This is a genomic window from Pseudomonas sp. JL3 (assembly GCF_031570575.1).
GTDB lineage: Bacteria > Pseudomonadota > Gammaproteobacteria > Pseudomonadales > Pseudomonadaceae > Aquipseudomonas > Aquipseudomonas cucumis.
Genome location: NZ_JAKWJK010000005.1, coordinates 296,618 through 309,194 on the forward strand (window position 1 = coordinate 296,618; position 12,577 = coordinate 309,194).

Below are 12,577 nucleotides of genomic sequence, written 5' to 3' on the forward strand. Positions count from 1 at the left end.
ACAGCACGATGAAAATTCTTTTGATTGGTGCCTCCGGCACCGTCGGTTCGGCCATTGACCATGAACTGTCTCAGCGCCACGAAATCATCCGTATCGGTCGTAAAAGCGGTGAGTTCCAGGTCGATATCAGTGACAGCGCCTCGATCCGCAAATTGTTCCAACAGACCGGCAACTTTGATGCGCTGATCTGCGCCGCCGGCAGTGTCAACTTCGTGCCGCTGGCGACCATGACCGAACAGGACTTCGAACTCGGCTTGCGGGACAAGCTGATGGGCCAGGTCAACCTGCTGCTGATCGGCCGGGAATTCGCCAATGACGGTGCGTCATTCACCTTCACTACAGGCATCCTCAGCCACGATCCGATTCGTACCGGCAGCTCTGCCTCCATGGTCAACGGCGCCCTGGACAGCTTCGTCCGTGCAGCGGCGATCGAACTGCCGCGCGGCTTGCGCATCAACTCGGTCAGCCCGAATGTGCTGGTCGAAGCCATGGGCAGCTACGCTCCGTACTTCCGCGGTTTCAAACCGGTCCCCGCCGCCGAAGTGGCGCTGGCCTACGCCAAAAGCGTGGAAGGCTTACAGACCGGCCAGACCTACCGCGTCGGCTAAACCGAACGCGCCCCGTAGGAAAACAAGGACATTGCAGGGTTGTGATGAACGGTCAGGCTGAGTAACGTGGCGGCACTTGTCAGGAGACTCAAAGATGCGTGCTGCCCGTTCCTTAATGCTTGTTGCCCTGCTTCCGCTGTTCGCCGCCTGCCAGTTGCTTGATGGCCCGCGCGAAAGTGCTTCCCATGTGGGCCAGACCCGCATGCAGGGCCAGTTGACGGCGGCCGACGGCAAGCTGCTGTTCCAGCCGTGCAATGAGCAGCGCAGTTTTGTGGTCAACGACACCGGCGGCACCAGCGTCCTGCAAGAGGCCGCGACCCTGGCCGATGATCAAGGCAAGTTATTTGCCGACGTGCGTGGCCGAATCGTTGCCAGTGGGGCCGATAGCCGGCTCGATCTGGCGCAGTTGTACCGCGTCGAGCGCTCCGGCACGGCGTGCGACGATCCCAATTTCAAACAGCTGACTCTGCGCGCCGCCGGCCATGGCCCTGAATGGAACGTCAAAGTCAGCGGCAAGGGCATGGTCATCGACCGCGCCGGCCAGCCGCCCTTGGCCCTGCCGTATGTTGAAGAGCAACTGGGCGATGGCCGCTTCAACCTCAGCACCGAAGCCAATAACCAGCGCATCGAGCTGTGGGTCGCGCCGCAACGCTGCGTCGACAGCAGCACCGACAGCGTGCAGCACATGAGCGCCGAGCTGCGCATCGATGGCCAGGTGCAACGCGGCTGCGGGTATTTTGGCGGATCGCGTAACGACTGATCGTTTTTGCCTCACGGGAATCATCCTTTGAGGCTTATAATCGCGGGCTTCAAACGCCTTGGCGCAGTTGTGCGCCCCGCGAACCGGATCCCGTCATGTTACGAATCACCGAACTCAAGCTGCCGATCGACCATCCCGAAGAAGACCTGCGCCCTGCCATCGTGCAGCGCCTGGGCATCGCCAGTGATGACCTGCTCGACTTCACCTTGTTCAAGCGCAGCTACGATGCGCGCAAAAAGTCCTCCGAACTGTGCTTCATCTACACCATTGACCTCAACGTTCGCGATGAGGCGTCGGTGCTGCACAAATTCGCCGATGACCGTAACGTCAACGTGGCGCCGGATGTCAGCTACAAAGTGGTCGGCCAGGCGCCGGCCGACCTGAGCCAACGTCCGATCGTGGTCGGGTTCGGCCCCTGCGGGATCTTCGCCGGGCTGCTGCTGGCGCAGATGGGCTTCAAGCCGATCATTCTCGAGCGCGGCACTGAAGTTCGCCAGCGCACCAAGGACACCTGGGGCCTGTGGCGCAAAAGCGTGCTCAACCCCGAATCCAACGTGCAGTTTGGTGAAGGCGGCGCGGGGACGTTCTCCGACGGCAAGCTCTACAGCCAGATCAAGGACCCGAAATTCATCGGTCGCAAAGTCTTGCACGAGTTCGTCAAGGCCGGCGCGCCGGAAGAAATCCTTTACGTCAGCAAGCCGCACATCGGTACGTTCCGTCTGACCGGTGTAGTGGAAAACATGCGTGAGCAGATTCGCGCCATGGGCGGCGAAGTGCGCTTCCAGCAGCGCGTCACCGATGTGTTGATCGAGGACGGCCAACTGGTCGGCGTCGAGCTCAATGGCGGCGAGCAGATCCATTCGAAACACGTGATTCTGGCCCTCGGCCACAGCGCCCGGGACACCTTCCGCATGTTGCACAGCCGCGGCGTGTACATGGAAGCCAAGCCGTTTTCGGTGGGTTTCCGCATCGAACACCCGCAATCACTGATCGACCGCGCGCGCCTGGGCAAATACGCCGGGCACCCGAAACTCGGCGCCGCCGATTACAAACTGGTGCACCACGCCAGCAACGGTCGTTCGGTCTACAGCTTCTGCATGTGCCCGGGCGGCACCGTGGTGGCGGCGACCTCCGAGCCGAATCGCGTGGTCACCAATGGCATGAGCCAGTACTCGCGTAACGAGCGCAACGCCAACTCCGGAATCGTCGTCGGGATCACCCCGGAAGTCGATTACCCGGGCGGCCCGCTGGCTGGCATCGAGTTGCAGGAACGCCTGGAATCCCACGCCTTTGTGCTGGGCGGCAGCAATTACGAAGCACCAGCGCAATTGGTCGGCGACTTTATCGCAGGCAAGCCATCCACTGAATTGGGCAGCGTCGAGCCCTCCTACAAGCCGGGCGTTGCCTTGGGCGATTTGGCCCTGGCTTTGCCGGCATTCGCTATCGAAGCGATTCGCGAAGCCTTGCCGGCGTTCGAAAAGCAGATTCGTGGCTACTCGTTGCACGACGCGGTATTGACCGGGATCGAGACGCGCACGTCATCGCCGCTGCGGATTACCCGTAACGAGTCGATGCAAAGCCTGAACGTGAAGGGCTTGTTCCCGGCCGGTGAAGGCGCAGGTTATGCGGGCGGGATCCTGTCGGCGGGCGTCGACGGGATTCGGATTGCCGAAGCCGTGGCCCGAGACATCCTTGGCCTCGAGGCCTGACCCAGATGATCGTTCCCACGCTCCGCGTGGGATGCAGCCAGAGACGCTCCGCGTCCCAAAAGCGGACGCAGAGCGTCCGGTGAGACATTCCCACGCAGAGCGTGGGAACGATCATCGGGTCAGATATTTGCGCGCAACACGCTAGTCGGCAATGGCTCGCCGCGCTCGACACTCGCCGCCACGGCATCCATCAAACCACTCAACTCATACCCCTGGGCTTTGAGCCAGGCCTGATCGTAATAGGTGGTGGCATAGCGCTCGCCGCCATCGCACAGAATCGCCACGATCGACCCCGACTCCCCCGCCGCCACCATCTGCTGGGCGGCCATCAAGGCGCCGATCAGGTTGGTCCCGCTCGACCCGCCAACCCGTCGCCCCAAACGCTGCGCCAGGTAATGCATGGCCGCCAGCGACAACGCGTCCGGCACTTTGACCATCGCATCGATCACCTTGGGCAGGAACGACGCCTCCACCCGTGGCCGGCCAATGCCTTCAATCCGTGACCCGCAATCCAGGCGCAGACTGGCATCGCCGGTCTGGTAATAATCGAAGAACACCGAACGCTCGGCATCGGCGCACAGCACGCGGGTGCAGTGCTGGCGATAGCGCACGTAACGACCGAGCGTGGCGGTGGTGCCGCCGGTGCCGGGGCTGGAAATCAGCCAGCTCGGTTCCGGGTGTTGTTCGAAACGCATCTGCTGGAAGATCGATTCGGCGATGTTGTTGTTCGCCCGCCAGTCGGTGGCGCGTTCGGCGTAGGTAAATTGGTCGATAAAGTGCCCATCGTGTTCGCAAGCCAAGCGCTCGGATTCGGCGTAGATCTGCGTCGGATCGTCCACCAGATGGCTCTTGCCCCCATAGAAAGCGATCTGAGCAATCTTTTCCTTGGACGTGGTCGCGGGCATCACTGCAATGAACGGTAACCCCAGCAACCGGGCGAAGTACGCCTCGGAAATCGCCGTCGAACCGCTGGAAGCTTCAATCACAGGCGCACCGGGTTTGAGCCAGCCGTTACACAGGGCGTAGAGAAATAACGAGCGCGCCAACCGATGCTTCAGGCTACCGGTGGGGTGGCTCGACTCATCCTTGAAATACAACTCGATGCCCGGCAACCCCGGCAGCGGCAAGGGGATCAGGTGGGTGTCGGCGCTGCGCTGGAAGTCGGCTTCGATGATCCGGATGGCTTCGCGGGCCCACTGTCGGTTGTCGCTCATGATGGTTTTCTCGTTGAATCAGGCGAAGAGTCGGCCTTGTCGCAAGGCTCAGCCCACAAGCTTAGGAAAGAACCTACATCATGCACAGATACAGCTGAGGTCCAATACGTCCGGCAACTGCTAGGCTCAGGCCTTTGCTGACCGTCCGCGTTGTAACGACATATAACAAAAAAGAATATAACTTTTGTTTTAACAACTAACGGTACGGGTTAGGGTATGCCACCTTTTGAATTCATCGATGGAGAGCGACCTTGCCTCTGCGTAGCACGTTCACGCGTTTCTTTCAGTTGGAGGCTGCCAGCGGTCTGTTATTGATCGCCGCCGCTGTCCTCGCCCTGATCATCAACAATTCATCGCTGTCGTGGCTGTATAGCGGCCTGCTGGACACCCCCGTGGTGGCGCAGATCGGCGCGCTGAAAATCGCCAAGCCACTACTGCTGTGGATCAACGACGGCCTGATGGCCCTGTTCTTCCTGTTGATCGGCCTGGAAGTGAAACGCGAAGTCCTCGACGGCCAACTGTCTAAACCGTCGCAAATCGTCCTGCCCGGCGCGGCGGCGATTGGCGGCATGGTGGTGCCGGCGCTGATCTACTGGTTCCTCAACCGCGACAACCCGTCCGCCCTGAGTGGCTGGGCCATTCCGACCGCCACCGACATTGCCTTCGCCCTCGGCGTACTGGCCCTGCTGGGTAAACGCGTGCCGGTGTCGCTGAAACTGTTCCTGATGACCCTGGCGATCATCGACGACCTGGGCGCGATTATCATCATCGCGATCTTCTATTCCGGAGCGCTGTCGACCTTGTCCCTGGCACTGGCCGCTGCCTGCATCGCGGCCTTGATCGGGATGAATCGACTCGGCGTGGTCAAGCTCGGGCCGTATATGATCATCGGGCTGATCCTCTGGGTCTGCGTGCTCAAGAGCGGCGTGCACGCCACGCTGGCCGGCGTGACCCTGGCCTTCTGCATTCCACTGCGCACGAAAAACGCCGAGCCTTCGCCGCTGCTGACCCTGGAACATGCTCTGCATCCGTGGGTGGCCTACGGCATTCTGCCGCTGTTTGCCTTCGCCAACGCCGGCCTGTCACTGAGTGGCGTGACCGTCGAAAGCTTCACCCACGACGTGCCAATGGGCATCGCCGTCGGCCTGCTGCTGGGCAAGACCATCGGTGTCTACGGTCTGACCTGGCTGGCGGTAAAAATCGGCATCGCCCCCCTGCCCCAAGGCGCCAACTGGGGCCAGGTGCTGGGCGTGGCGATCCTTTGCGGTATCGGTTTCACCATGAGCCTGTTTGTCGGCTCCCTGGCCTTCGTGCCCGGTGCCAGTGAATTCGCCGGAATGGACCGGATGGGGATTCTCACCGGTTCGATTCTGGCGGCATTGATCGGTTATGCGGTGACGGCGGCGGCAAGTCGCAAGAGCACTGCACTGCAGTCCTGAACGATAGAGAACACTCTTAGCGACATTCAGGATTCGTCCTACAGCCACGATCAGCCACGTTCGTTAACGTCGCGCAGCCCCTCTTTCGGGGGTTGCCGATGGACGAACGAAAGGACAATCAGTGGCTGGCAACAAGGACATCCCCCGGGTTAAAAACCCACCGTCAGGCGACGGACATCACGTCACTCACCGGTTCATGACGGCCACCGAACTGGCCGAGCGGGACGCCAGGCAAAACGCCTACGACGCTATGCTGGCGAGGCAGCAGGCCTTCGAAGACAGCCTGCAAGTCGCTGCGAAAAAGGACGACGTTGCCCGCGCGGGCTGCGTATTCGCCAAGTCCTGCAAGCTGCCCGACGCAATCATCGACTACACGAATCCCTCCGGCGTTGTTCCCACCGACAGCCTGAAAGACTACGGCGAGCTGGTTCTGCTCGGTGCTCGCGAAGCCGATGAAAGCGGTCCCGTGCCGCTCAAGAAAATCAGTGGCACTGCGATTCCGGTGAGTTTCGGCAGCCTTGCGCTAGCCGGCTCGGCATTCGCCGCACTGCCCGCAGTCGCCGCCAGCACCGCTGCTGCCACCTTGGCAGGCTTGGTGGCCCTGGTCATACCGTCGAGCCTTGGCGACAGCTCGCTCTACACCGAAGACCAACTGCGATCCCTCAAACAGGCCCGCACCCGCGTGCGCCTGCGGGTCGAGCAACAGGCTGACGGCAGTCTCAAGGGATACGGTTTCTACACCGGCAAAAACCGTGACTGGGAAATGGTCGATGTCGTGCAATTCACCTTGCGCGGCAGTCAGCAAGTGGCTGACCTTGGGGACGGCATCGAGCTGATCTGGACGCCGGTCGAGGACGGCTCAAACACCCTCGGCATCCCCGCGCTGGAAGCCGCACCGCAAGCACCGCACATCTGGGTTTATCCGCCGACCAAGGCGGCTGACAGCATCATCGTGAATCCGGTGTACCCGCCTGAGTACAAGGATTTCATTCTGGTGTTTCCGGCGGATTCGGGGGTGTTGCCGGTTTATATTGTGGTGAGTGTCCGCCGCAAAGGTACGGCCGAAGCAGGTCATACATACCACCCAGCTCCCGAAACCAAGGACATCACTGCATTTCCTGACCTAACGAGAGTAAAAAAGAAAACCCCGTACAAGGGAGGCCTCCGGGATCGCTGGATGGATGCAAAGGGTAGAACAATCTACGAGTGGGACTTTCTACACGGTGAGCTTGAGGCGTATCGCTCAAGTGATGGCAGTCACCTAGGTTCATTCGACCATAAAACTGGTGAACAACTAGATCCACCCAAGAAGAACCGCAGCATCAAAAAATATTTATGAGGACTCTATGGGACTGAAAATAAGACTTGAATGGTATGACAAAAAAACTGAAATAGGCCAAGGAGAGGAGTTATCGAAAGATTTTGGTGATGATGGCTCGGTGATTGAAGCGTTGGGAATGCCGATCGAAAACAATATTAACAACGGTGGGTTTGACGTTGCTTCCAACTGGGTCAGTACTCTTCAGCCACACTTCCATCACGTCATTAACTTATCCTCTTATGACTACCAGGTCGCATTTGTCTATCGTGACAATTGGTAGATTTCACACGACTAAGGACTGTCAAACATGACTAGCATGCGACGCTTGGAAATCACCGGTTTCTACCCAGACGAAAAACAAGATGACTCCTTACAGTTTGAACTGGACATCGAAGGATCGGAGCTCAACGAAACCGTGGCGCAATTGATCGAATCAAAGCCACTGGCAGACCTTGAACCCGGTGAGTTGGAGCTGAGCGAAAAGCAAGTTATCGCGCTGAAACAATTGCTCGGCGTCGACTTTCCCGAAGGTCTGGAGTACTTCATCGGTACCCGCGCGGTACCGTGAACGAACCCAAGCCCCGACCAGTCACCTCATTGGTTTCTTTCCCAACTTAATGAGTCGCAAACAAAATGGAGGAATCATCGTTGAAAACATGGATAGTACTAATCGGACTGGTAGCGGCTCTGGGATGTGGTCAGGCGATGGCAGCAACATACTACCGATGCACTATCGAAAGGACGGTTGTTGCGTCCAAAAGCTCGCTGAGCCACATTTTCATCGGCAAACAGTTCACCGTCGAAAGGCAGACCGGGGTAATGGCGGGCACTCTGAAAAACACCTATGTGACCGCCCCTCAAGTTATTGACTACGGCTCAACAGAGAACAGCTTCAAGGCTGTCACCATCATGAGGAAGGAACAAGGCGCCGGAGCTGGATCAGCTATCTACGCCCTGACAATCAACGAGTACCAAGACGGCACCAGAAAGAATTTCATCTTCCTGCAAAACGATGAAGTGTTCCTAGGCTGGTGCGAGCACTTCTGAGCGGGGCGCTCCAAGGCCGATATCTTCAGGATCTGGCCCAAGAATGCGCTTCGATATTTGATCGTCCCCACGCTCCGCGTGGGAGTGCCGCAGGGGACGCTCTGCGTTCCGCTCGCGACGCTAGGCTCGAGTCCTGCGCAATGGTGACGCGGAGCGTCACGAGATGCATTCCCACGCGGAGCGTGGGAACGATCAGATCCAACAAGGAAGGTAGAGCCATGAAGCATTTAATTATGGGGGTTCCGAAAGGCGAGGATTTTCCTTCATTTGAGAAGCAGATCCCTATTTCCACCATCGAACTCAAACTGATTATGGGATGGGAGAAAGACGAAGACTCATTACATGACTATCGCCTTACCGAACAGCAAATCATCGGTATAGAAAAAGCATGCTCACTCGATCTGCCTAAAAATCTCGAATTATTTCTGACATCACACGACTAACGAGTTATCGAAAACAACTTGCATACGACGTCTGTCAGTACCCGCGCCATCCATAACAATCCCCAAAAACAAAACCCCGACCAGTCCACCTGATCGGGGTTTTGTTTTACCCGCTTCCGCTTAGTGCGTAACGCGGCTGGTGCCATCAACCGTAGCGATCCGCACCCGCTCACCCACGCGGAACACTTCGTTTGGCTGAACTTGCTGCACGTAGGCGCGCATGCTGCCATCGTCTTCGCGCACGGTGATTTCAACACCTTGCGTACGGGTCAGGCCTTCTTCGGCAGCCGAGCCCACCAGGCCGCCGGCGACAGCGCCGATGACCGCTGCGACGATGCTGCCACGACCGCCGCCGATGGCGCTACCGCCGACACCACCCACGACTGCACCGGCGGCGCTGCCGATCGGGGTTTTGGTGCCTTCGATTTTCACCGGACGCAGGGCTTCGATGGTACCCATGCGAATCGTCTGCACACGACGCGCTTCGTCACGGGAGTAGGAGTCACCGGTCAGGCTCGATTGGCAACCGGAGAGCAACATCGCCATCGTGGAAAAGGAAGCAACCAGCAGAACAGACTTACGCATAGCATCAAACTCCATAGGACAGGTATCCATTAAACTCCGCAGCTTGACGCCTGTCACGGCATTGCCCGGATAAAATTGGTTTCATTCAGGCCCGATACAGGCGCTTTTTCGAACTCAGCACACAGTAGCGTCAAATTACAAAATCTGCGCCGCTGACCCAAGGATTTTCATGGATTACTTCATCATTGTCGTCACGACGGTCGCCGGCTTGTACTTCCATGGGTGGCTTTACGTGCGGATCAAACGCTGGATGGACCGAGATCTGGCGTTATCACTGGCGGGTAAAGACGAACAAAAAAGAGCCTTTATGCTCCAGCAACTGGCGAACGCTCAAACGCAGAAGATCAAGCGGCGGGACCTGCCTCAGTGGCTGGAGGCCGCTGCGGCAAGGTATCCCGATCGGTAGACTGTTTACGGCGCCAGGCGTTCACGAACCCAGTCGGCGCCCTGCAAGCGGTAGTTGAGGCGATCGTGCAGACGGCTCGGACGGCCCTGCCAGAATTCGATGCGCTCGGGTAGCAAGCGATAACCGCCCCAGTGCTCGGGGCAATGGGGCTGAGTGTCGCTGAAACGTTGCTCAGTGTTCTTGAGTAACGCTTCCAGTTCGGCACGGTCGGCGATCACCCGGCTCTGGGGCGAGGCCCAGGCACCGAGGCGGCTGCCCAGAGGGCGAACCTGATAGTAGGCGTCGGACTCTTCAGGCGTGACCTTCACCACCCGCCCTTCGATGCGCACCTGGCGCTCCAGGGCTGGCCAGAAGAACGTCATGGCCGCAAATGGATTGGCTGCCAGTTGCTGACCCTTGTCGCTTTCGTAGTTGGTGAAGAAGGTGAAGCCCTGCTCGTCCAGCCCCTTGAGCAGCAGAATGCGGCAGTGCGGCCGACCGTCCTGATCGACGGTGGCCAGCGTCATGGCATTCGCCTCCACCGGCACCTGCTCGGTTTTAACCGCATCGGCAAACCACTGATGGAACAGCGCGAACGGCTCTGCCGGGGCTTGCGCCTCGGTCAGGCCATCTCGGGTGTAGTCGCGACGCATATCTGCCAAGGGCCGGGTCATGGCGCATTCCTTTTGGTTAACGAATCACTTCTTTGTGTCATCGGCGACAGCGACTTTCTTGGTGTCGGCAGCAGCTTTGGCCGGCGCAGTCTTTTTCACGACGGCTTTTTTGGCTGGTGCCTTGGCAGCCGCTTTCTTGGCCGGTGCCTTTTTCGTCGCCGGCACAGCCGCTTTCTTCGCAGCAGGCGCCGGGGTCACAGGCTTGGCCACTGGCTTGATGTCTTGCGCAGCGACCATCGTTTTCACCGGTGCCGGAGCCGGCATGTTGTACTTGCTCAGCAACGCGACCATGGTATTTGCCGGCGTCACCAACAGCTCGACGCGACGGTTCAAGGCACGACCTTCAGAACTGTCGTTGGCGGCACGCGGAGCCTCACCACCCATGCCGCGCAGCATCAGGCGATCACGCTGCAGACCGCTGAGGCGGAAGATCGCCGCCACGGCCTGGGCGCGTTCCTGGCTCAGCTTGACGTTGGCCGGTGCGGCGCCCGACGTATCACTGTGACCGAGTACCAGCACGGCAGTTTTTGGATCGACTTCGAGGATTTTCGCGACACGGGTGAACGGGCCGAGGGTCACCGGCAGCAGCATGGCCGGACGGTCAGGGTTGAACGAGCCTTCTACCGGTGCCGTGACGACCAGCACGTTTTCGCGGCGCTCAAGTTTCAGGTTGCTGTCCTTGATCGCCTCGCGCAGGCGCGGTTCGTAGTCGTCGAGCCAGGCCTGGGTGACTTTCGGGTCGGGCATCGGCACGGCTTTGGCGGTGCTCTGCTCCTTGCCGCCGAACGGCCACCACCAATTGCCACTGGCATTGGCTTCAGCCTTGGCTGCAACGGCCGGCTTGGTTTCAGGTTTAACTTCCGGTTTCACGTCCAGTTTGGCCACTTTGTCGGCAGCGTCATCGGAACCGAACGGCCAGTACCAAGGGGATGCACTGTCAGCCTTGGCGACGGGTGCTGTTGCAGCAGGTTTCAGTGTGGCCGGGGCCGGGTCTTTGGTCGCAACCTTGTCGGAAGAGCCGAACGGCCACCAGCTGCCGCCGTCTGCGTCATTTTGTGGGGTTTGTGCGCAACCGGTAATAGCGAAGCACAGGGCCAGGGCAAGAGTTTTATTGGATGACATGGGATATCCACAAAATGAAATAATGAAAAATCAGACCGGGCTGCCCCGGATAAACAGCGCTTTGAAACCACAAAGGCTTTCGGGTTCCGGCCCTGGCCCCCTTAAGCGTGATTTACAGACAAGTGGCCAGTACTCGCACAAGCTTTTGCGCTCGTGGATCCATCAGGACGTACGGCCCCAAGGTATTTGTCACAAAGCCGAAGGCCACATCGTATTCTGGGTCAGCAAAACCGATGGAGCCGCCGGCGCCCGGGTGACCGAATGCCCGTGGGCCGAGGCCGTAGGTGGCGTTGGGTACGTCCGGTTGATCGAGCATGCAACCCAGGCCGAATCGGGTCCGGGTCAATAAAGTCTTGTCTTCGCCGACGCTGTGTTCGCGGGTCAGCTCCTCGAGCATTTCGCTTTCCAGCAGGCTGCCGTCGAGCAACCCGGCGTAGAACCCGGCCAGGCTGCGGGCATTGCCATGGCCATTGGCGGCCGGCTGCTGCATGCGCCGCCATTCCGGTTTGTTGGTGCTGGTCATTATAGACGGCGGGTTGGTGAAGGCCCGGGTGGTCATGGCTGTCGGTTCGCGCATGGTCACTTGCAGCAAGTGCTGGGCCGCGGCATCGCCGAGGTTGCCCTTGCTACGGGCAATGTGCGCCACACGATGGAACTCTTTGTCGGCAAGGCCGACGTGAAAGTCCAGCCCCAACGGCTTCGCGACTCGCGCCACGATGGACTCGCCCGGCCCACGACCGTCGGCGCGACGCAGTAACTCACCGACCAGCCAGCCGTAAGTGATCGCCGCATAACCGTGACCTTCTCCCGGCGTCCACCAGGGTGCTTCGGCGGCCAGGGCATCGACCATGGTCTGCCAGTCGTAAAGTGCTTCTGGCGCCAGCAATTCGCGCAGCGCAGGCAGACCGGCCTGATGGCAGAGCAAGTGGCGCAGGGTCACGGATTCTTTGCCGGCGGCAGCGAACTCGGGCCAGTAGCTGGCGACCGGAGCATCCAGTTGCAGCTTGCCTTCGGCCACCAGTTGCAGCGCGGTTACGGCGGTGAAGGTCTTGGTGCAGGAAAACAGGTTGGCGATGGTGTCGCTGTGCCAGGCCTCAAGGCCGTCCTTGTCGGCGGTACCGCCCCAGAGGTCGAGAACGGTTTCACCGCCGATCCGGATACACAACGCCGCGCCACGTTCCTGAGGATCGTCGAACAGCGCCGCAAACGCTTCGCGCACCGCTTCGAACTTAAGCTCGTAATGACCCTGAATCTGCACCCGCAACTCTCC

At 59.5% G+C, this 12,577-nt stretch carries 15 protein-coding genes; 10 read left to right on the forward strand and 5 right to left on the reverse strand.

The genetic code is table 11. The features are described 5' to 3' along the window. Positions 1 to 8 precede the first annotated feature (8 nt). The 3 genes from MMG91_RS12465 to MMG91_RS12475 all read left to right on the forward strand — a co-directional run bounded on the left by MMG91_RS12465 (position 9) and on the right by MMG91_RS12475 (position 3,077). Entirely contained in the window at positions 9 to 608 is a 600-nt protein-coding gene (locus MMG91_RS12465) for a short chain dehydrogenase (protein WP_038979242.1), read from the forward strand. Positions 609 to 702: 94 nt separating this feature from the next. Further along, on the forward strand, positions 703 to 1,368 hold the full coding sequence (locus MMG91_RS12470; RefSeq protein WP_310659755.1) for a hypothetical protein: 666 nt from the start codon (positions 703 to 705) through the stop codon (positions 1,366 to 1,368). Positions 1,369 to 1,463: 95 nt separating this feature from the next. Next, on the forward strand, positions 1,464 to 3,077 hold the full coding sequence (locus MMG91_RS12475; protein ID WP_305448476.1) for an NAD(P)/FAD-dependent oxidoreductase: 1,614 nt from the start codon (positions 1,464 to 1,466) through the stop codon (positions 3,075 to 3,077). Positions 3,078 to 3,196: 119 nt separating this feature from the next. Here the strand turns inward: MMG91_RS12475 and MMG91_RS12480 are convergent, their stop codons facing one another. Continuing rightward, on the reverse strand, positions 3,197 to 4,294 hold the full coding sequence (locus MMG91_RS12480) for a PLP-dependent cysteine synthase family protein (RefSeq protein WP_310659784.1): 1,098 nt from the start codon (positions 4,292 to 4,294) through the stop codon (positions 3,197 to 3,199). 248 nt (positions 4,295 to 4,542) lie between these two features. Between MMG91_RS12480 and nhaA the strand changes: the two genes are divergently transcribed. From nhaA to MMG91_RS12510, 6 genes are all read left to right on the forward strand, one after another. Further along, positions 4,543 to 5,730 (forward strand): Na+/H+ antiporter NhaA, encoded by a 1,188-nt coding sequence (gene nhaA / locus MMG91_RS12485; protein WP_310659756.1) that lies wholly within the window; start codon positions 4,543 to 4,545, stop codon positions 5,728 to 5,730. Between the two features lie 121 nt (positions 5,731 to 5,851). Further along, entirely contained in the window at positions 5,852 to 7,069 is a 1,218-nt protein-coding gene (locus MMG91_RS12490; RefSeq protein ID WP_310659757.1) for an S-type pyocin domain-containing protein, read from the forward strand. 7 nt (positions 7,070 to 7,076) lie between these two features. Beyond that, positions 7,077 to 7,331, forward strand: a complete 255-nt coding sequence (locus MMG91_RS12495; protein ID WP_310659758.1) for a colicin E3-like toxin immunity protein — start codon at positions 7,077 to 7,079, stop codon at positions 7,329 to 7,331. A 27-nt stretch (positions 7,332 to 7,358) separates the two neighbouring features. Then, on the forward strand, positions 7,359 to 7,619 hold the full coding sequence (locus tag MMG91_RS12500) for a pyocin S6 family toxin immunity protein (protein WP_405046534.1): 261 nt from the start codon (positions 7,359 to 7,361) through the stop codon (positions 7,617 to 7,619). Between the two features lie 80 nt (positions 7,620 to 7,699). Then, on the forward strand, positions 7,700 to 8,098 hold the full coding sequence (locus tag MMG91_RS12505; RefSeq protein WP_310659759.1) for a hypothetical protein: 399 nt from the start codon (positions 7,700 to 7,702) through the stop codon (positions 8,096 to 8,098). Positions 8,099 to 8,316: 218 nt separating this feature from the next. Continuing rightward, a complete protein-coding gene (locus MMG91_RS12510; protein WP_095632402.1) occupies positions 8,317 to 8,541 on the forward strand; it encodes a hypothetical protein in 225 nt (74 codons plus the stop codon). Between the two features lie 120 nt (positions 8,542 to 8,661). Here the strand turns inward: MMG91_RS12510 and MMG91_RS12515 are convergent, their stop codons facing one another. Further along, positions 8,662 to 9,126 carry a glycine zipper 2TM domain-containing protein gene (locus MMG91_RS12515; protein ID WP_305448472.1) on the reverse strand — a complete coding sequence of 155 codons (465 nt, stop codon included), beginning with the start codon at positions 9,124 to 9,126 and terminating at the stop codon, positions 8,662 to 8,664. 169 nt (positions 9,127 to 9,295) lie between these two features. Here MMG91_RS12515 and MMG91_RS12520 point away from each other — a divergent pair, with 169 nt between their 5' ends. Further along, the gene (locus MMG91_RS12520) at positions 9,296 to 9,532 is read left to right on the forward strand and encodes a hypothetical protein (protein ID WP_310659760.1); all 237 of its coding nucleotides are present in this window, start codon (positions 9,296 to 9,298) and stop codon (positions 9,530 to 9,532) included. Positions 9,533 to 9,537: 5 nt separating this feature from the next. Here MMG91_RS12520 and pdxH read toward each other — a convergent pair whose 3' ends face one another. The 3 genes from pdxH to MMG91_RS12535 form a co-directional block, all read right to left on the reverse strand. Beyond that, a complete protein-coding gene (gene pdxH, locus MMG91_RS12525) occupies positions 9,538 to 10,185 on the reverse strand; it encodes a pyridoxamine 5'-phosphate oxidase (protein WP_123719781.1) in 648 nt (215 codons plus the stop codon). Between the two features lie 24 nt (positions 10,186 to 10,209). Further along, complete coding sequence (locus tag MMG91_RS12530) at positions 10,210 to 11,307, reverse strand: OmpA family protein (protein ID WP_310659761.1); 1,098 nt, start codon at positions 11,305 to 11,307, stop codon at positions 10,210 to 10,212. Between the two features lie 112 nt (positions 11,308 to 11,419). Further along, positions 11,420 to 12,565 carry a serine hydrolase domain-containing protein gene (locus MMG91_RS12535; RefSeq protein WP_310659762.1) on the reverse strand — a complete coding sequence of 382 codons (1,146 nt, stop codon included), beginning with the start codon at positions 12,563 to 12,565 and terminating at the stop codon, positions 11,420 to 11,422. Positions 12,566 to 12,577: the final 12 nt, after the last annotated feature.